Origin of the sequence: Bacillus sp. FSL K6-0138 (assembly GCF_037982765.1) — a bacterium.
GTDB lineage: Bacteria > Bacillota > Bacilli > Bacillales > Bacillaceae > Bacillus > Bacillus glycinifermentans.
The window spans coordinates 1829475-1848834 of sequence record NZ_CP150286.1; the positions used below are offsets into that span (position 1 = coordinate 1829475).

Annotated in this window: 23 protein-coding genes; all 23 read left to right on the top strand. The window is 48.2% G+C overall.

Annotated elements, in window-relative coordinates:
- Window positions 1–1062 (top strand): Xaa-Pro peptidase family protein, encoded by a 1062-nt coding sequence (locus MHB78_RS09855; RefSeq protein WP_046131890.1) that lies wholly within the window; start codon window positions 1–3, stop codon window positions 1060–1062.
- A gap of 31 nt (window positions 1063–1093) precedes the next feature.
- On the top strand, window positions 1094–1651 hold the full coding sequence (gene efp, locus MHB78_RS09860; protein WP_046131889.1) for an elongation factor P: 558 nt from the start codon (window positions 1094–1096) through the stop codon (window positions 1649–1651).
- Between the two features lie 143 nt (window positions 1652–1794).
- Entirely contained in the window at window positions 1795–2076 is a 282-nt protein-coding gene (locus MHB78_RS09865) for a YqhV family protein (protein WP_046131900.1), read from the top strand.
- An 81-nt stretch (window positions 2077–2157) separates the two neighbouring features.
- The gene (spoIIIAA, locus tag MHB78_RS09870; RefSeq protein WP_046131888.1) at window positions 2158–3081 is read left to right on the top strand and encodes a stage III sporulation protein AA; all 924 of its coding nucleotides are present in this window, start codon (window positions 2158–2160) and stop codon (window positions 3079–3081) included.
- Complete coding sequence (gene spoIIIAB / locus MHB78_RS09875) at window positions 3075–3590, top strand: stage III sporulation protein SpoIIIAB (protein ID WP_046131887.1); 516 nt, start codon at window positions 3075–3077, stop codon at window positions 3588–3590. Before spoIIIAA ends, spoIIIAB begins: the two co-directional genes overlap by 7 nt.
- A gap of 22 nt (window positions 3591–3612) precedes the next feature.
- Entirely contained in the window at window positions 3613–3819 is a 207-nt protein-coding gene (gene spoIIIAC, locus MHB78_RS09880) for a stage III sporulation protein AC (RefSeq protein ID WP_003183409.1), read from the top strand.
- Between the two features lie 12 nt (window positions 3820–3831).
- Complete coding sequence (gene spoIIIAD, locus MHB78_RS09885) at window positions 3832–4227, top strand: stage III sporulation protein AD (RefSeq protein ID WP_269082048.1); 396 nt, start codon at window positions 3832–3834, stop codon at window positions 4225–4227.
- 21 nt (window positions 4228–4248) lie between these two features.
- Window positions 4249–5445: a stage III sporulation protein AE gene (gene spoIIIAE / locus MHB78_RS09890; RefSeq protein ID WP_046131885.1), complete on the top strand. Its 1197-nt coding sequence runs from the start codon at window positions 4249–4251 to the stop codon at window positions 5443–5445.
- Window positions 5446–5458: 13 nt separating this feature from the next.
- A complete protein-coding gene (gene spoIIIAF / locus MHB78_RS09895; protein WP_046131884.1) occupies window positions 5459–6088 on the top strand; it encodes a stage III sporulation protein AF in 630 nt (209 codons plus the stop codon).
- Window positions 6081–6770, top strand: a complete 690-nt coding sequence (spoIIIAG, locus tag MHB78_RS09900) for a stage III sporulation protein AG (protein WP_046131883.1) — start codon at window positions 6081–6083, stop codon at window positions 6768–6770. Before spoIIIAF ends, spoIIIAG begins: the two co-directional genes overlap by 8 nt.
- A gap of 3 nt (window positions 6771–6773) precedes the next feature.
- Window positions 6774–7424, top strand: coding sequence for a SpoIIIAH-like family protein (locus MHB78_RS09905; RefSeq protein WP_046131899.1), 651 nt, complete (start codon window positions 6774–6776; stop codon window positions 7422–7424).
- 176 nt (window positions 7425–7600) lie between these two features.
- Window positions 7601–8077, top strand: a complete 477-nt coding sequence (accB, locus tag MHB78_RS09910) for an acetyl-CoA carboxylase biotin carboxyl carrier protein (RefSeq protein WP_046131882.1) — start codon at window positions 7601–7603, stop codon at window positions 8075–8077.
- A gap of 11 nt (window positions 8078–8088) precedes the next feature.
- Entirely contained in the window at window positions 8089–9441 is a 1353-nt protein-coding gene (accC, locus tag MHB78_RS09915; RefSeq protein ID WP_046131881.1) for an acetyl-CoA carboxylase biotin carboxylase subunit, read from the top strand.
- 47 nt (window positions 9442–9488) lie between these two features.
- Window positions 9489–9872 carry an Asp23/Gls24 family envelope stress response protein gene (locus MHB78_RS09920; protein ID WP_046131898.1) on the top strand — a complete coding sequence of 128 codons (384 nt, stop codon included), beginning with the start codon at window positions 9489–9491 and terminating at the stop codon, window positions 9870–9872.
- A 289-nt stretch (window positions 9873–10161) separates the two neighbouring features.
- Entirely contained in the window at window positions 10162–10551 is a 390-nt protein-coding gene (gene nusB / locus MHB78_RS09925; protein ID WP_046131880.1) for a transcription antitermination factor NusB, read from the top strand.
- A 16-nt stretch (window positions 10552–10567) separates the two neighbouring features.
- On the top strand, window positions 10568–11416 hold the full coding sequence (gene folD, locus MHB78_RS09930) for a bifunctional methylenetetrahydrofolate dehydrogenase/methenyltetrahydrofolate cyclohydrolase FolD (protein WP_046131879.1): 849 nt from the start codon (window positions 10568–10570) through the stop codon (window positions 11414–11416).
- Between the two features lie 74 nt (window positions 11417–11490).
- Window positions 11491–12840 carry an exodeoxyribonuclease VII large subunit gene (gene xseA / locus MHB78_RS09935; protein ID WP_046131878.1) on the top strand — a complete coding sequence of 450 codons (1350 nt, stop codon included), beginning with the start codon at window positions 11491–11493 and terminating at the stop codon, window positions 12838–12840.
- Entirely contained in the window at window positions 12833–13093 is a 261-nt protein-coding gene (locus MHB78_RS09940; protein ID WP_046131877.1) for an exodeoxyribonuclease VII small subunit, read from the top strand. Before xseA ends, MHB78_RS09940 begins: the two co-directional genes overlap by 8 nt.
- Complete coding sequence (locus tag MHB78_RS09945; protein ID WP_046131876.1) at window positions 13083–13973, top strand: polyprenyl synthetase family protein; 891 nt, start codon at window positions 13083–13085, stop codon at window positions 13971–13973. The genes MHB78_RS09940 and MHB78_RS09945 overlap by 11 nt, the downstream gene beginning before the upstream one ends.
- A 265-nt stretch (window positions 13974–14238) precedes the next feature.
- A complete protein-coding gene (dxs, locus tag MHB78_RS09950; RefSeq protein ID WP_046131897.1) occupies window positions 14239–16140 on the top strand; it encodes a 1-deoxy-D-xylulose-5-phosphate synthase in 1902 nt (633 codons plus the stop codon).
- On the top strand, window positions 16137–16982 hold the full coding sequence (locus MHB78_RS09955; RefSeq protein WP_046131875.1) for a TlyA family RNA methyltransferase: 846 nt from the start codon (window positions 16137–16139) through the stop codon (window positions 16980–16982). Before dxs ends, MHB78_RS09955 begins: the two co-directional genes overlap by 4 nt.
- A gap of 106 nt (window positions 16983–17088) precedes the next feature.
- Window positions 17089–17538, top strand: a complete 450-nt coding sequence (argR, locus tag MHB78_RS09960) for a transcriptional regulator ArgR (RefSeq protein ID WP_046131874.1) — start codon at window positions 17089–17091, stop codon at window positions 17536–17538.
- A 30-nt stretch (window positions 17539–17568) separates the two neighbouring features.
- A complete protein-coding gene (gene recN, locus MHB78_RS09965) occupies window positions 17569–19299 on the top strand; it encodes a DNA repair protein RecN (RefSeq protein ID WP_046131873.1) in 1731 nt (576 codons plus the stop codon).
- The last annotated feature ends 61 nt before the right edge of the window (window positions 19300–19360 follow it).

Below are 19360 nucleotides of genomic sequence, written 5' to 3' on the forward strand. Positions count from 1 at the left end.
ATGAAACTGAAAAAACTGAGAGAACTTTTTGGCGGTCTTGGAATCGAAGGGCTTCTGGTGACGAGCAGCGTCAACTTGAGGTACATAACCGGATTTACAGGCTCTGCGGGCCTTGCGGTGATTTCAGAAGACAAAGCGGTCTTCATTACGGATTTCCGGTATACGGAGCAGGCCAAACATCAAATCAAGGGCTTTGAAATCGTTGAGCATACCGGCTCAATCATCAAAAAAGCAGCTGATGCGATCAAGGAAATGGGACTAAATAAAATTGGTTTTGAGCAGGATAAGATGACATACGGAACGTATGCCGCATACAAAGATCTTCTCGGCCCGGCCGAGCTTGTTCCGGTTTCGCATTCGGTTGAAAAGTTGCGCTTGATTAAGTCAAGTGAAGAGATTAAGATATTAAAGGAAGCTGCTAAGATTGCAGATGATGCATTCAGCCATATTCTGACGGTGATTAAGCCCGGCATGACGGAGATTTCAATCGCCAATGAACTGGAGTTTTACATGCGGAGTCAGGGAGCGGATCATTCTTCATTCGATATGATCGTCGCCTCGGGCGTCCGCTCAAGCCTGCCGCACGGAGTGGCAAGCGATAAAACCGTCGAGAAAGGCGATTTCGTCACATTGGATTTCGGGGCCTACTATAAAGGATACTGCTCGGACATTACGCGCACGATCGCCGTGGGAGAGCCGAGTGATGAGCTGAAAGGCATTTATCAAACCGTGTTTGAAGCGCAGGCGCTCGGCATGCAGAATATCAGGCCGGGAATCACCGGCAAACAGGCTGACGCCTATACGAGGGACCATATTGCTTCCAAAGGCTACGGCGATTATTTCGGCCATTCTACCGGCCACGGCCTCGGCATGGAAGTCCATGAAGGCCCCGCGCTTTCAGTCCGTTCTGACCAGCTTCTTGAAAAAGGCATGGTCGTTACGGTCGAACCGGGAATCTACATACCGGGCAAGGGCGGAGTCAGAATAGAGGACGATATTGTCCTCACTGAGGGCGGGAACGAATCTCTCACCCATTCCGCAAAAGATCTAATTATTTTATAATCCGTTTGATTGGAGCTATAGGAGGATAACCATGATTTCAGTAAACGATTTTCGCACAGGTTTAACGATTGAAGTGGACGGAGGCATTTGGCGCGTTGTTGATTTCCAGCACGTCAAACCGGGTAAGGGTGCAGCATTTGTCCGCTCAAAATTGAGAAATCTCCGCACAGGCGCGATTCAGGAAAAAACATTCCGTGCAGGCGAAAAAGTAGCCCGCGCCCAAATCGAGACAAAAACGATGCAGTATCTGTACGCCAACGGCGATCAGCACGTTTTTATGGACACGAGCTCATACGAGCAGCTTGAGCTGAGCTCTTCGCAAATCGAGCACGAGCTTAAATTCCTGCTTGAAAACATGTCCGTTCAAATCATGATGTATCAATCAGAAACGCTCGGTATCGAACTTCCGAACACGGTCGAGCTGAAGGTTGTTGAAACAGAACCGGGCATCAAAGGCGATACAGCATCAGGCGGAACAAAACCAGCAAAAACAGAAACAGGTTTAGTTGTCAACGTTCCGTTCTTCGTGAACGAAGGCGATACACTCGTTGTCAATACTTCTGACGGTTCTTACGTTTCCAGAGCGTAGGCCATGCGCACAGGAGCCGGCTTCATATGAAGCCGGCTCTTTTTTTGTTTTGCAAGTTTCAAGTAGAAAATCAGAAGACTACTTTTTCAAGAGAGAGCATAGATTGTAAAAAAAGCCGGAAAGCGTTAATGGAGGTTTATGATATGAAGTTTTTCTTTGGACAAGTCAATCCGACTGTTTTGACAATGGCGGCTTTAAGAGTTGTTTCCTCTTTAATCGAGCTGACGGCCGCGATCGTGATGCTTCTTTTGAACGACGTCCGCAAGGCGGTTGCCGTAAACAGCGTGCTTGCCATGGTCGGACCGTTTATTTTTATTATCACGATGACGATCGGAATATATCAGATCGCGGGCCAGCTCTCCTATGCGAAGCTCATCCTTATCTTCATGGGCGTCGTTTTCATTATTGCAGGAATCTATAAATAACGAAGCAGGCTCTCTTGTCATAAAGTCTTCCTTTGAACATACATTTTTATAGAAGACAAGCTAAAAGAGGAGGGAGCGTTTTTGCAGCACATCACAGAGATTCTCCCTGACACGATTAAACTGGCGCTTGCCGGGCTTGCTGAACACGACATGAACCAGATCGAAGAAATTCGGATCAGGACAAGTCGTCCGCTTGAATTGGTTCAAAAAGGCCAGCCGCTTTTTTTGGATTATGCGGCAACGCCGGAGGATTCAGCGATATTTTTGAACAGGCTCGGCAATTACAGCATGTATACGCTCGAAGAGGAACTGAAAAAAGGGTATATCACGATAAAAGGCGGCCACCGCGTCGGCCTTGCCGGCCGGGTCGTCATCGAAAACGGAACGGTCAAGGGAATCAGGGACATCTCCTCCTTCAACATTCGCATCGCCAAAGAAAAGATCGGCATATCGCAGCCATATGTGCCTTATCTCTTTAAAAACGCCTGGCTGAACACATTGATCATCGGTCCCCCGCAAACAGGCAAGACGACTTTGCTCAGGGATCTTGGCAGGCTGATCAGCACGGGAAGCGGCAACATTCCCGCGAAAAAGGTCGCCGTTGTTGACGAAAGGTCTGAGATTGCCGGATGTGTAAACGGCATTCCACAGTACAAGTTCGGGAAGCGCATCGATATTCTCGACGCCTGCCCGAAGGCGGAAGGGATGATGATGATGATCAGGTCAATGAGCCCGGAAGTGGTGATCGCCGATGAGATTGGCAGAACAGAAGACGCAGAAGCCCTGTTGGAAGCGGTGCATGCAGGGGTGTCGGTTATTGTGTCAGCCCACGGGTTTTCGTTTAGAGACGTTATGAAGCGGCCTTCCTTGAAGCGGCTTCGGGAATACGGCGTTTTTCAGCGAATCGTTGAGCTGTCGCGGAAAAACGGACCGGGCACGATAAGCCGGATCTGCGGCGGTGACGGGGAGCCGCTCACAGCGGCTGGGAAGGTGTTATCATGCTGAAGCTTTTCGGGGCTGTGCTGATTTTGGCGGCTGCCACTTGGACAGGTTTTGAGATGGCAAAACCCTTCAGCGAAAGGCCGAAGCAAATCCGGCAGCTTTTGGCAGCTCTGCAGTCGCTGGAGGCTGAAATTATGTATGGGCATACCCCGCTCCGCCTGGCGTCAAAACATATCGCCGAACAGCTTTCTGAACCCGTTTCTTCCCTGTTTGAGACGTTCTCTCATAAGCTTGGAGAAGGCACCGCTTCAGCCGGAGCAGCCTGGGAGGACAGCCTTAGGAAAGTGTGGCCCGAAACGGCTCTCAAAACAAAGGAATTTGATATTTTGAGGCAATTTGGAGAAACGCTCGGCAGGCATGACCTCGTTTCGCAGCAGAAGCATATCAAGCTGGCGCTGACCCATTTGGAAACAGAGGAAGCTGAAGCGAACCTCGCCCAGGCGAAAAACGAAAAAATGGTAAAAAGCCTTGGATTTTTGGCGGGACTGTTACTGGTTCTTCTATTGATGTAATGAAGAGGGGAGCGCAAACGAAATGGGAGTAGACGTAAATATTATTTTTCAAATCGCCGGCGTCGGAATCGTCGTCGCATTTCTTCACACCATACTTGATCAAATGGGAAAGAAAGAATATGCCCAATGGGTCACGCTTTTAGGATTTATTTATATTTTATTCATGGTTGCAACTGTCGTCGATGATCTCTTCCAAAAGATAAAAGCTGTCTTTCTATTCCAGGGATAGGGGGGCTTACTCATTGAAATCGTTCAAATCGTAGGATTAGGAATGATTGCAACCTTTCTCAGCTTGATTGTCAAAGAGCAAAAGCCGACATTTGCATTTTTGATCATCGTATTTACCGGCTGCACGATTTTTTTATTCCTGGTCGACCAGGTGTACGAAATCATCCGCATGATCGAAAAGATCGCCGTTAATGCAAATATCAACATGATGTACGTCGAAACGATATTGAAAATCATCGGGATCGCATATATTGCGGAGTTTGGTGCACAGCTGACAAAGGATGCCGGACAGGGGGCGATTGCCTCGAAAATCGAGCTGGCAGGCAAAATCCTCATTTTAGTCATGGCCGTTCCGATTTTAACCGTCATAATCGAGACCATCATCGGGCTGATCCCTTCCATGTCTTAGTCAGAAAGGAGGATTTTTGGTGTGAAGCGTTTACTGTTTTGGCTCCTGGTCATCGGCTTTGTTTTCGCGGGGGCTCGGGAGGTACAAGCCTCTGAAAAAGAAGGGGAAGCAGGTACTGCCGCAACATCGGCGGAAGCGATGGCCGATCAGCAGGCCGAATCGCTGGAGATCGACAAGGTCGGCGAGTTTTGGAACAACATTATGACGGAATACGGAGGCCATCTTCCGGAGAGCCAAAAAGGCAGCTTATTGGAGTTCATCAAGGGAGAGAAGCATTTTTCGCCGGAAGAGTGGGCCAAAGCGCTTTTTTCTTATTTGTTTCATGAAGTGCTGGCAAACGGGAAACTATTGGGAACCCTGATTCTTTTGACGATATTTTGCGTCCTGCTCCAGCTCCTGCAAAATGCGTTCCAGCAAAGCACCGTCAGCAAAGTAGCCTATGCGATCGTTTACATGGTGCTGATCATCCTCGCGCTTAACAGCTTTCGGGTCGCCGTCACCTACGCGAATGAAGCGATCCAGTCGATGACAAGCTTCATCCTGTCGCTCGTCCCCCTGCTCCTCGCGCTGATGGCGACCTCGGGGGGAGCCGTTTCAGCAGCTTTCTTTCATCCTGTGATTCTCTTCTTAATGAACACGAGCGGCCTGTTTATCCAGTATATCGTGATGCCGCTTTTATTTTTATCAGCGATCTTAAGCATCGTCAGCACGATGACCGAACAGTACAAAGTCACCCAGCTTGCCCAGCTCCTTCGCAATGCAGCGATCGGAACGCTGGCCGCCTTTTTAACCGTATTTCTCGGCGTCATTTCGGTTCAGGGCGCATCAGCCGCCGTCACCGACGGCATCACGTTAAGGACGGCCAAATTCATCACGGGCAATTTCATTCCCGTATTAGGCCGGATGTTTACGGAGGCGACGGACACGGTGATCAGCGCTTCCCTCCTGCTCAAAAACACCGTCGGGATTCTCGGGGTGGCCATCCTGATTTGCATCGCCGCATTCCCGGCAGTCAAAATCCTCTCCCTTGCGCTGATTTACAAAATTGCCGCCGCTGTTTTGCAGCCTTTGGGGGGAGGCCCTGTCATCAGCTGCCTTGATGTAATCAGCAAAAGCGTCATCTACATTTTCGCTGCGATGGCGATCGTCTCGCTCATGTTTTTTCTAAGCTTAACCGTCATTATTACAGCGGGGAACCTGACCATGATGATGAAGTAGGGGAGGGTCTGATATGGCTTTTTTGACAGAGTGGCTGACAAACATCATTTTGTTTATTCTGCTTGCGATCATCATCGACATGCTTTTGCCGAACTCGAGCATGCAGAAGTACGCAAAAATGGTGATCAGCCTTCTATTGATCGTTGTCATACTGAATCCGATTTTTACGCTGTTCCGTGCCGATCCGGATGCTATCATCGAGCAGCTGACCAAAAACGGACAAGTCCGGCATGAAGAAATAAAAAATCAGCTGAATTCAGAAAAAAAAGAAATACAAGCCTCACAACAAGCATATATTTTAGAACAGATGGCTGCTCAATTAAAAAAGAGTGCAGAGGAGAGGTTGAGTCATGACAAATACAAGATAGCTAAAGTAGAAATCTCTTCTGCGGGCCGCCTGCAATCCGAAAAGGATGTCGCCCGGCATATCGAAGCGTCCGTTTATTTGGAGACAGCTTCCGAAAAAACGGTCCAAGCCGTCAAACCTGTCGACATCAATACAGGGGAAGCCTATCAGACAGAACGAACAAGAGATCATCAGGAAGCCGAGAAAATCAAAGAACAGCTGGCAGGCATATGGGACATGAACCCCGACAAGATCACAGTCCATATCGAAGGGGGAGAACAAAGCGGCAATGAATAAAAGAAGCTGGATCGAGAAGCTGATCGGTCATTTGGTCCCGAAAGAAGGGAAAGAAGGAAAAGCGAAGCTGACGAAATACCACTATTTTCTGCTTTTGTTCGTTCTCGGCGTCTCTTTCATGCTGGTGAGCCAGATTTTTTCTTCCGAACCGTCGCAGCAGAAGGCGGACGTCCCCGCATCATCTGAGAAATCGACATCAGAAAACCAGGAACAAAGCCGTGACAAGGAAGTGTTTAAGCCGGCCGGGAGCGACAAACCAAAGGATTCGATCCAGGACTATGAAAGGGATTACGAGAACCAGCTCAAGGAGATTTTGGAAACGATCATCGGCGTTGAGGATGTATCGATCGTCGTCAATGTTGATGCGACTTCCCTGAAGGTGTTTGAAAAAAATCAGAAAACGCAAGAGACATCAACTGATGAAACGGACAAACAGGGCGGAAAACGGACCGTCACCGAAACATCTTCCGATGAAGAAATTGTCATGATCAAGCACGGCGAGGAAGAAACGCCGGTCGTCGTCCAGACGAAAAAGCCCGAGATCAGAGGCGTTCTCGTTGTCGCTCAGGGAGTCGACAACGTTCAAATAAAACAAACCATCATTGAAGCAGTGACAAGGGTTCTTGACGTTCCGAGCCACCGCGTCGCTGTTGCCCCTAAAAAAATGAAGGAGGATTCATAAATGATGCTGAAAAAACAAACGGTCTGGCTTTTAACCATGTTAAGTCTTGTCGTTGTGCTGAGTGTCTACTATATCATGTCGCCTGAAGGAGAAAATGTCGTGTCGGTAAATGACGAAGGACAAGTCGCTGCTGAAAAAGAACAGCCGACTAAAGAACAGCCGATGAAAGAGGAGCCTGCAAAAGAAAAAAGCACAGAATCTGAAAAAGGCAAAACCGATGGAAAGGAAAGGGAAGATAAAGAAACGTCAGCCAGCGAACAAAGCGCTGAAAAAGGAGAGGTTGTGACAGAGGAAACGTCTGAGGGAGACGACTTCACGACATACCGGATGGAGATGGACGATCAGCGCAGCAAAATGAGGGAAGAATTAAACGAGATCGTTATGAGTGACAAAGCGACCGCAAAAGAAAAAAGCGAAGCCTACGATAAGATGACAGAGCTTAGCGATGCGGAAGGAACGGAGAAAACGCTTGAAACGCTGATTAAAACAAAAGGGTACAAAGATGCATTAGTCAATGCCGAAGGAGATAAAGTCAATATCACGGTTAAATCGAAAGACCATTCAAAAGCCGCTGCTATCGATATCATCGACCTCGTCGAAAAAGAAGTAAAAAACTTAAACGATGTGGCTGTTACATTTGAACCTTCCGAATAAAACGTTTCCCGCTTGGAATAAAGCGGGATTTTTTCGTAACCGAAGAAGCGGTCGTGTTCAGCGGCTTTATGATAGGAGTTGAATTCGGTACCCCTCTCCTGTAAGATGATATATAGTATGTACTTTTAGTACTAACTGATAATCATGAGAAATCTATTCATTAGGGGTGCGATAGCATGTTAAATATTGATGAAATCAGACAGCTTATAAAACTAATTGATGAATCTTCGATAAATGAATTTACATACGAAAACGAAGGATCGAAGGTCGAGCTTAAGAAGAATGCCGGCGGCTCCGTGCAGATGGTTCAGCAGGTTCCTGCTGCGCCTGTTCAAGCTCCGGCCGCTCAAGCCGCGCAGCAGCAGGCTCCTGTTCAGGAGGCGCCGGCAAAGGAAGAGAAAGATAACGGCAACCTGCATAAAATCACGTCTCCGATGGTCGGAACGTTTTATGCATCGTCTTCGCCTGAAGCTGATCCATATGTAACCGTTGGATCAAAGGTTACAGAATCATCCGTCGTCTGCATCGTCGAAGCGATGAAGCTCTTCAATGAAATCGAAGCCGAAGTGAAAGGCGAAATCGTTGAAGTTTTAGTAGAAAACGGACAGCTTGTTGAATACGGACAACCTCTCTTTTTAGTAAGAGCAGAGTAAGGAGCAGTAAGATGATTAAAAAGCTATTAATTGCGAACCGGGGAGAAATTGCCGTCAGAATTATCAGAGCTTGTAAGGAAATGGGGATCGAAACGGTTGCAGTCTATTCGGAAGCAGATAGAGAGGCGCTCCATGTTCAGATGGCAGACGAAGCATTCTGCATCGGGCCGAAGCTTTCAAAAGACAGCTACCTGAACATCACCAACATCGTTACCGTCGCCAAGATGACCGGTGCAGACGCGATTCATCCGGGCTACGGCTTTCTTGCGGAAAATGCGGATTTTGCCGAGCTTTGCGAAGAGGTAAACGTAACCTTCGTCGGACCGACAGCAGATGCCATTTCTAAGATGGGGACGAAAGACGTCGCGCGGGAAACGATGCAGAAGGCAGGCGTTCCGATCGTGCCGGGATCACAAGGAATTATCGAAAATGTCGAAGATGCGGTTTCATTGGCGCGCGATATCGGGTATCCTGTGATTATCAAGGCAACCGCAGGCGGAGGCGGAAAAGGAATCCGCGTCGCCCGCACGGAAGAAGAATTGATCAACGGCATCAAGATCACACAGCAGGAGGCGGCCACAGCATTCGGAAATCCAGGCGTGTATATTGAAAAGTACATCGAAGATTTCAGACACGTGGAAATTCAAGTGCTTGCCGACACGCACGGAAACACGATTCATCTGGGTGAGCGCGACTGTTCGATCCAAAGAAGGCTGCAAAAGCTTCTTGAAGAAACGCCTTCACCTGCTCTGGATGAATCTGTAAGGGAGCAGATGGGCCAAGCAGCTGTAAAAGCGGCTGAAGCGGTTCAATATACGGGCGCAGGAACGGTTGAGTTCATTTACGATTACCGCGAACAGAAATTTTACTTCATGGAAATGAACACGCGGATTCAGGTTGAACATCCCGTGACGGAAATGGTGACAGGCGTCGATTTGATCAAAGAACAGATCAAAGTGGCATCAGGCGAGAAATTGAGCCTTACACAAGAAGAGGTCACATTTGACGGATGGGCGATCGAATGCCGGATTAACGCCGAAAATCCTGAGAAAAACTTCATGCCGTCACCCGGGAAAATCGAAATGTATCTTCCTCCGGGAGGCCTTGGCGTCAGAGTCGAATCGGCCGTATATCCCGGATACTCGATTCCGCCGTATTATGACAGCATGATCGCCAAAGTGATCACCTACGGAAAGACGAGGGATGAAGCTGTTTCAAGAATGAAGCGGGCCTTGAGCGAATTCGTGATCGAAGGCATTCACACGACAATCCCGTTCCATTTGAAGTTATTGGATCATGAAACATTTGTAAGCGGGGAATTCAACACGAAGTTTTTAGAAATATATGATGTCATGGGATCGTAATTATTACGGAGGTGAATCTGTTGAAAGACGATAACAGCTTATTGGACATGAGCCATGAAGAAAACCATTTGGGGAGAGTGGAAATCGCTCCCGAAGTCATTGAGGTAATCGCTGGAATCGCGGCTTCCGAAGTCGAAGGCGTTGCCGAAATGCGCGGCAATTTTGCAACGGGCGTTGTGGAGCGCTTCGGCAAAAAGAACCACGGCAAAGGCGTTAAAGTCGATCTGTCTGATGACGGGATTACGATTGACGTATTCTGCGTCATGTTATTCGGCGTGTCGATTCCGAAGGTCGCAAATGCTGTCCAGGACAACATCCGCCAGACGCTCCTCAATATGACTGCTCTTTCGATTAATGAAATTAATATTCACATCGTTGGAATTCAATTTGATTCAAAAACGCATGAAGTTGAAATTGATCAAGAGATGTAGCGCGGTTGAATGGAAGAACCAAGGGGACCCGACGGCCCTTTGGTTTTTTCGTGTCCAGCCTTTAAAAAATGCTTTTTAAAAAGCATCATTCTGACCATTGCGATGAAAAATAAAAAGGATGCAAGAGAAAGTGCACAGAAAACGAATGATTTCCGGAGGATTTCATTTATTATTCGGTTATAACCGATAAAACCTCGATTTTTGCATGCGAAAAGACTAAAAATATGATATGATCTCTTTGTGGCTTAACCGGTTAGCAGCAAAGAGGGTTAAAGGAGAAAAAGAAAGAATGAAAAGAAGAACAGCAAGAGAAAAGGCTTTGCAGTCATTATTCCAAATTGACGTCAGCGATATTGAACCGAAAGAAGCGATGGCCCATGCCCTGGACGGCATGGAAAGCGACGCTTTTTTCGAACAGCTTGTCTACGGGGTCTTAGAGAATAAGGAAAAAATCGATGAGATGATCACGCGCCATCTCGTCAATTGGAAGCTTGACAGACTGGCAAATGTCGACCGCGCCATTTTGCGCTTATCAGCATATGAAATGGCGTTTGTAGACGATATACCGGCCAGCGTCTCTATGAATGAAGCGATTGAGCTGGCAAAGCAATTTGGGGATGACAAGTCGGCGAAGTTTATAAACGGTGTTCTTTCTAACATTAAGTCCGATCTTGAATAATTTAGGAGGAGAGCAAATGACAGCAACCATCATCGACGGGAAAGAAACAGCAAAAGAAAAGCGCGGGCAGCTGGCCAAGGAAGTTGAAGAACTGAAAAAACAAGGAGTTACCCCGGGACTGGCCGTTATTTTAATCGGCGATGATCCGGCGTCTCTTTCATATGTGCGCGGCAAGAAAAAAGCGGCTGAGGCTATGGGGATTCGTTTTCAATTGGATCATTTCGACTCAAGCTTCACCGAACAGCAGCTGCTTGAGGTGATCGATCAATACAACAATAATGACGACTTTCACGGAATTCTTGTCCAGCTGCCTCTTCCGGAGCATATTTCCGAACAAGCGGTGATCGAAAAAATTTCCCCTGACAAAGATGTCGACGGGTTTCATCCGTTGAACGTCGGGAAGATGCTGCTCGGCGAAGATACATTTCTGCCTTGCACACCTGCGGGCATCATCGAGCTATTGAAAAAAACCGGCGTCGATTTGTCAGGAAAAGAGGTTGTTGTCGTCGGCAGAAGCAATATTGTCGGAAAGCCTGTAGGGCAGCTTCTTCTGAACGAAAACGCAACCGTCACATATTGCCATTCAAGAACGGCCGATATTACGGCGCATACGAAAAAAGCCGATGTTCTCATCGTAGCAGTAGGGAAAGCTAATTTTATCAAAGCGGATCAAATTAAAGAAGGAGCCGTCGTCATCGATGTCGGCGTCAACCGCCTTGAAAACGGAAAACTTGTTGGGGACGTGGCGTTCGACGAGGCGAAAGAGAAAGCTTCCTACATCACGCCTGTACCGGGCGGAGTCGGTCCGATGACCATCACCATGCTTGCCCATAATACGGTTAAATCAGCGAAACGTTCGTTGTAACGGACAGCCGTTCATCCGTCAGAAACCCTGGCGGATGAACATTTTTGATGCCGGCTGGAAAGGAGGCTCTCGCCATGGGTGAAGTAGCATTTGTCACGGTTACCGCATTGACAAAATACATTAAACGCAAATTTGACGTCGATCCCCATCTAGATGACCTTTGGATCAAGGGGGAGCTGTCAAATGTAAAAATACATAGCAGGGGCCATATTTATTTTACGCTGAAAGATGACAACGCCCGCATACAGGCCGTCATGTTCGCCAGACAAAACAAAAGCCTCGGCTTTACTCCCGAAAACGGAATGAAGGTGCTGGTAAGAGGCGGCATTACGGTTTATGAACCGAGCGGCAATTATCAGCTTTACGCTAAAGAAATGCAGCCCGACGGAATCGGGGCACTTCATTTGGCATATGAAGAACTAAAGAAAAAGCTGTCGCAAGAAGGGCTGTTTGACGAAGCGCACAAAAAGCCCATCCCCGCTTTTCCGTCAGTCATCGGTGTCGTCACTTCCCCTACAGGAGCGGCTGTACGGGACGTCATCACCACTATTAAAAGAAGATATCCCCTCGTAAAAGTGATTGTCCTCCCAACCCTTGTTCAGGGAACAAACGCTAGTGAATCCATCGTCAGAAGCATCGAAGAGGCCAACCGCAGACAGCTGTGCGATGTGCTGATCGTCGGGCGCGGAGGGGGATCGATAGAAGAGCTGTGGGCTTTTAATGAAGAAATCGTCGCAAGGGCGATTTTTGCATCCGACATCCCGATCATATCAGCCGTCGGACACGAAACCGACTTTACGATCAGCGATTTTACTGCCGATCTGCGCGCGGCAACCCCTACGGGAGCCGCCGAGCTTGCCGTCCCGAATATGCTTGATTTGATGGAGCGTCTGAAAACACTGGATGTCCGAATGACAAAAGCGATGCAGCAGGGTTTGCGAAAGCGGCAGGAGCTTTTGAATTACCTTCAATCCTCATATGCTTTTCGTTATCCGAAAAGGCTGTACGCCCAAAAGGAACAGGAGTTTGACCTTATATTCGACCGTTTTCAAAAGCAGATCGTCCTGACCTTGGACCGGAAAAAGCAGAAGCTGAGCGAGCAGTCGTACAAATTGCAGATGCGCCATCCGGAAGAACAGCTCAGGCAGGCGAGAAGACGGCACGGGGAACAGACAGAACGGCTGAAACGGAATATGAGCGTGCAGCTCAAGCAGATTCATTCGCAGTTTCAGACGGTTCTTGGTAAACTGAATGCATTGAGCCCTCTTCAAGTCATGGAAAGAGGGTACAGTCTGACATATAAAGAAGACGAATTGATCAAAAGTATCGAACAGTTGCAGGAAAATGACGAGATCCAAGTCAAATTAAAAGACGGGACGCTGGCCTGTGAAGTACGTCAGAAGAGAGGCGAAACAAATGGCTGAAGAAAAGAAAAATAATCAGGAAGAAATAACGTTTGAAGAGGCCATGAAAGGTCTTGAACAAATCGTATCAAAACTGGAGGAAGGGGACGTGCCTTTGGAAAAAGCGATCGATTATTTCCAGGAAGGCATGCTTCTTTCGAAGATGTGCCACGAAAAGCTGCAACATGTAGAGAAGCAGATGGACTACATTTTGCGGGAAAACGGGGAATTGGCTCCTTTCAGCGTTCGGGAGGAGGAAAAAGGTGACCAGTAAGCTAGAAGGATTTTTAAAAACGAGAAAAGCGTTAATCGAACAGCGTCTTCCTTTATATATTCAAGAGCTGCAAGCGCCGGCAACCCTTAAACAATCCATGCTTTACTCCCTGGAAGCTGGAGGAAAAAGGCTGAGGCCGATTTTGGTGCTTGCTCTTCTTCATGCATACGGAAAGCATGAAGAAGACGGCATACCGGTCGGCTGTGCGGTTGAAATGATCCATACGTATTCGCTGATCCATGATGACCTTCCTTGCATGGACGACGATGATTTAAGAAGAGGAAAACCGACAAACCATAAAATTTACGGCGAAGCGACGGCCGTGCTTGCAGGCGATGCTCTGCTGACGGAAAGCTTTAAAATGATTACCACACACGTCTCTTTTAACGTCCCGGCTGAAAAGAGGCTCAGAATTGTGAATGAGCTCGTCTCTGCTGCGGGTGCGGAAGGCATGGTCGGCGGCCAAATTTTGGATATGGAAGCGGAGTCAAAACCCGTGTCATTACAAGAGCTTCAATCGATTCATGAAGGAAAAACGGCCAAACTCCTCAGCTTCAGCGTAATTGCGGGAGCGATTCTTGCGGACGCGCCGGAAGAAGAGATTGAAAAGCTTCGCGAATTCGGGCATCATATCGGGATCGGCTTTCAAATCAGGGACGACATTTTGGATCTTGAAGGCTCAGAGGATAAAATCGGCAAGCGGATCGGATCTGATACGTCGAACGGAAAATCGACCTATCCGTCGCTTCTGTCAGTGGAAGGGGCCAAACAAAAGCTCAACGAGCATATCGAAAAAGCGAAGCGGCTGATCTCAGAGCTCTCGCTTGAAAAAGAGCTGCTGTATGAACTGTGCGATATGATTGCAGACCGCGACCATTGATGCTGCGGTTCCCATTTGAGTATAAAAGAGTGGTTATGATAAAATGTTAACAGTTGAACTTTAAAACGCCGCGCCGTTATCACGATGTGTTAGCGGCTGTTTTTTCAGACTGAAGCGTCCGCATATGCAAGTTTGCGCATAAGGGTGGGTTCATCATATAATAATTCAAGCTGATAAAAAGGGATGATATCCTTTTTTGAATAAATTGTAATCTTTGAAGCAAGGCGCATACTTGCAGAAATCATCTGAAAGTGAGTTGATCCGATTGGATCTGTTATCTATAAAAGACCCTACGTTTTTAAAACATCTTTCCATTCAGGAACTGGAAAGCTTGAGCGCTGAGATTCGCCGATTTTTAATTGAAACGCTTTCTGAATCGGGAGGCCACATCGGTCCTAACCTTGGCGTTGTCGAACTTACGATCGCTCTTCATCGGGAATTTAACAGCCCGAAAGACAAATTTTTATGGGATGTCGGGCATCAATCTTATGTTCACAAGCTTTTGACCGGTCGCGGAAAGGAATTTGCGACATTGCGCCAGCATAAAGGCCTTTGCGGCTTTCCGAAGCGGAACGAGAGCGAACACGATATCTGGGAAACAGGCCACAGCTCAACTTCTCTTTCCGGAGCGATGGGAATGGCGGTTGCCAGGGATTTAAAAGGTACGGACGAGCATATCATCCCGATCATCGGCGACGGGGCTCTTACGGGCGGAATGGCGCTTGAAGCGCTAAACCACATCGGACACGAACAAAAAGATATGATCGTCATTTTGAATGACAATGAGATGAGCATCGCCCCGAACGTCGGAGCGATTCATTCCATGCTCGGAAGGCTGCGCACGGCGGGTAAATACCAATGGGTGAAAGATGAACTTGAATACTTGTTCAAGCGCATACCGGCCGTGGGCGGAAAGCTTGCTGCGACGGCTGAGCGCGTCAAAGACAGCCTGAAGTACCTGTTAGTGTCCGGGATGTTTTTTGAAGAGCTCGGTTTTACGTATCTGGGCCCTGTAGACGGCCATTCCTATGAAGAGTTGTTTGAAAATATGCAGTATGCGAAGAAAACGAAGGGGCCCGTACTCCTTCACGTCATTACGAAGAAAGGGAAGGGCTATAAGCCTGCCGAAGCGGACAAAACCGGAACATGGCACGGCACAGGTCCATATAAAATCGATACGGGAGACTTTGTCAAACCGAAGGCCGCCGCTCCGTCGTGGAGCGCCCTTGTCAGCGAAACGGTCCGGAAGCTTGCAAGGGAAGACGAACGAATCGTCGCCATCACCCCGGCCATGCCGGTCGGTTCCAAGCTTGAAGGATTCGCAAGCGAATTTCCCGACAGAATGTTTGACGTCGGGATAGCCGAACAGCATGCAGCAACGATGGCGGCCGGCCTTGCAACACAGAACATGAAGCCGTTTCTCGCGATTTATTCGACATTTCTTCAGCGCGCCTATGACCAGGTCGTCCACGATATTTGCCGGCAAAACCTAAACGTGTTCATCGGCATTGACAGGGCGGGGCTCGTCGGCGCTGACGGCGAAACTCATCAAGGCGTATTTGATATCGCTTTTTTAAGGCACATTCCAAATCTTGTGCTGATGATGCCGAAAGACGAAAATGAAGGCCAGCACATGGTCAACACGGCGATCCGCTACGATGACGGCCCCATCGCCATGCGCTTCCCGCGCGGAAACGGCCTCGGCGTTAAAATGGATAAAGAGCTGAAGACGATTCCGATCGGAACATGGGAAGTTCTGAGGCCCGGAACTGACGCAGTGATTTTAACCTTCGGCACGACCATTCAAATGGCGCTTGATGCAGCAGAAGATCTTCAAAAAGAAGGGCGCTCCGTCAGAGTGGTGAATGCCCGCTTTATCAAGCCGCTTGACGAAGCCATGCTCAAAGGCATCTTAAACGAAGGCCTTCCGATTTTAACGATCGAAGAAGCCGTTCTTCAAGGCGGATTCGGCAGCTCGATCCTTGAATTTGCCCATGACCATCAATCATACAGCCCGATGATTGACAGAATGGGGATACCTGACCGCTTCATCGAACACGGAAGCGTTGCAAAGCTTCTTGAAGAGATCGGCTTGACAAAGGAAGATGTCATCAGACGAATCAGACTGTTGACACCCGTAAAGACACATAAAGGAATTGGATCATGACAGCAAAAAAAGAACGGCTAGACGTTTTACTTGTAGAAAGAGGGTTAATCGAAACCCGCGAAAAAGCGAAAAGGGCGATTATGGCCGGAATCGTCTATACGAATGAAAACAGGCTGGACAAACCGGGCGAAAAGGTTGACCGCACCATTCCGCTGACGATTAAAGGAAAGGCGTTGCAATACGTCAGCAGAGGCGGTCTAAAGCTCGAAAAAGCGCTGAAGGAATTTAACCTGTCCGTAGGCGGCAAAACGATGATTGACATCGGTTCATCAACCGGCGGCTTTACGGACTGCGCCCTGCAAAACGGAGCCGCATGCTCGTATGCCGTTGATGTGGGCTATAACCAGCTCGCATGGAAGCTGCGGCAGGATGAACGGGTCATCGTCATGGAACGCACCAATTTCAGGTATTGCACCCCTGCCGATTTCACGGAAGGTCTGCCGGAATTTGCGACGATAGACGTTTCGTTCATTTCGCTGAAAATCATCTTGCCGGTTCTGAAGACGATTTTAGTTCCCGGAAGCGATTGCGTGGCGCTCGTCAAACCGCAATTCGAAGCAGGCCGCGAATCCGTGGGGAAAAAGGGCATTGTCCGTGACCCCCTTGTTCATAACGCAGTGCTGAATGACATCAGCAGGTTTGCCGCGCAGGAAGGATATGACTGCAAAAATGCATCGTTTTCCCCGATTACCGGAGGTGACGGCAATATCGAATTTCTCCTTCATCTGCAGTGGACCGGGCAGGGCAAGCCCGGTGCGGCGATTCCCGAGGGGATGGTCAACCAAATTGTCGAAGAAGCCCACAAGACATTAAAAGCGAAAAAATCGGATGAAAAGGAATAATAGCGGGCTATTATTCCTTTTTTACTGTAATCGTGTACTTTTTCTTTAAAATCAGATAACATATTTGTATAAACATACACAATACCTGTATAAACCGAGGTGCTATATGAACAAAGGTCAAAGGCATATTAAAATCAGGGAAATTATTACCGCGCATGAAATCGAGACACAGGACGAACTCGTCGATATTTTAAAGAAAGACGGCTATAATGTGACACAAGCTACCGTATCCCGCGATATTAAAGAACTTCATTTGGTCAAGGTTCCGACAAACAACGGCACGTATAAATACAGTCTGCCTGCCGATCAGCGATTTAACCCCCTGTCCAAATTAAAAAGGGCATTAATGGATGCGTTTGTCAAAATCGATTCGGCAAGCCATATGATCGTCCTCAAGACAATGCCGGGAAACGCTCAGGCGATCGGCGCGCTGATGGACAACTTGGATTGGGAGGAAATCCTCGGGACGATCTGCGGGGACGATACCATTTTGATCATCTGCCGGACGCCGAACGATACGGAGACCGTGCAGAAAAAAATATTGGAGCTTTTATAAAGAAAGCCTGAAAAGAGGTGCGATAAAAGCTTGTTAGCTGAATTATCGATCAAGAACTTTGCGATTATCGAAGAACTAACGATTTCTTTTGAAAAAGGACTGACGGTTTTGACCGGTGAAACCGGCGCCGGAAAATCAATCATTATCGATGCGATTTCGCTGCTCGTCGGCGGCAGAGGATCATCGGAATTTGTCAGATACGGAGAAAAACGGGCGGAATTGGAAGGGCTCTTTCTGCTGGATGAGGGGCATCCGGTTTTTGATATGTGCAGGGAGCTCGGAATCGAAGCATCAGACGGCATGATCGTGATGAGGCGTGACATTAACGCCAACGGCAAAAGCATCTGCCGTGTCAACGGAAAGCTCGTAACGATCGCCGCTCTGAGGGAAGTCGGAAGGCTTTTACTCGACATCCACGGCCAGCACGATAACCAGCTTTTGATGGAAGACGATCATCACCTTGAGCTTTTGGACCGGTATGCCGGAGAGGAAATCGAAAAAGCGCTGAAAGCGTATCAGGAAGTGTACGGCCGCTATATGAACGTCATGAACAAGGTCAAGCAGCTTTCTGAAAGCGAACAGGAAATGGCTCACAGACTCGACTTGATCCAATTTCAGCTTGACGAAATCGAATCTGCAAATCTCGAGCCGAAAGAGGACGAGCTTTTAGAAGAAGAGCGCCGGCAGATTTCCAACTTTGAGAAAATATACGAAGCTTTGCAAAATGCCTACAATGCGCTTCGCAATGAGCAGGCGGGCCTCGATTGGGTCGGCATGGCTTCAAGCGAGCTTGAGAACGTGTCTGGCATCAATGACGGACTGAAGAAAATATCCGAATCCGTCGCAAACGCCTACTACACGCTGGAAGACTCGACGTTTCAAATCAGAAACATGCTCGACGAATTGGAATACGACCCTGCCCGCCTCGATTTCATTGAATCCCGCCTGAACGAAATTAAACAGCTGAAGCGGAAATACGGAGCCACAGTTGAAGATATTCAAGCCTATTCGGCTAAAATCGAAGAAGAAATCGACCGCATTCAAAACCGGGACAGCCACTTGCAGGCTTTAAAAGAGGAGCTTGAGTCGGTCGGCCAGGATGTCGCGATCGAAGCGATGAATGTGTCAGAGATCAGAAAAGCATGGGCGAAAAAACTCGCCAAAGATATTCACCGCGAACTAAAAGAGCTGTACATGGAAAAATCAACGTTCGATACCGAATTTGAGATCAAAACAGCCGATGCCCGAGAAGTCGCGCCTGTTGTCAACGGAACGCCCGTTCACCTGACAAAGCAAGGCGTTGACACCGTCCGCTTTTTGATTTCCACCAATACTGGAGAACCGCTGAAATCGTTGTCAAAAGTCGCTTCAGGCGGCGAATTGTCAAGGATTATGCTGGCGATGAAAAGCATTTTTTCCGCACAGCAGGACGTCACATCGATCATTTTTGACGAAGTGGATACTGGTGTAAGCGGAAGGGTGGCGCAGGCGATCGCCGAGAAAATCCATCGCGTGTCGATCGGCTCTCAAGTGCTGTGCATCACCCATTTGCCGCAGGTTGCAGCAATGGCGGACACGCACCTTTTGATTACGAAGCAGTCTAAAGACGGGAGAACGACGACAAGCGTCACCCCTTTGTCAAAACAGGAAAAAATATCGGAAATCGGCCGGATGATCGCCGGCGTCGAAGTCACGGATCTGACGAAACGCCACGCAAAAGAGCTTTTGCAGCAGGCCAAACTCGTCAAAACGACCGGATAAGCTGTTCAACACGAACAGCTTATTTTTTATCTTTCCATGTTTGCCTGACTTGATCCGCATT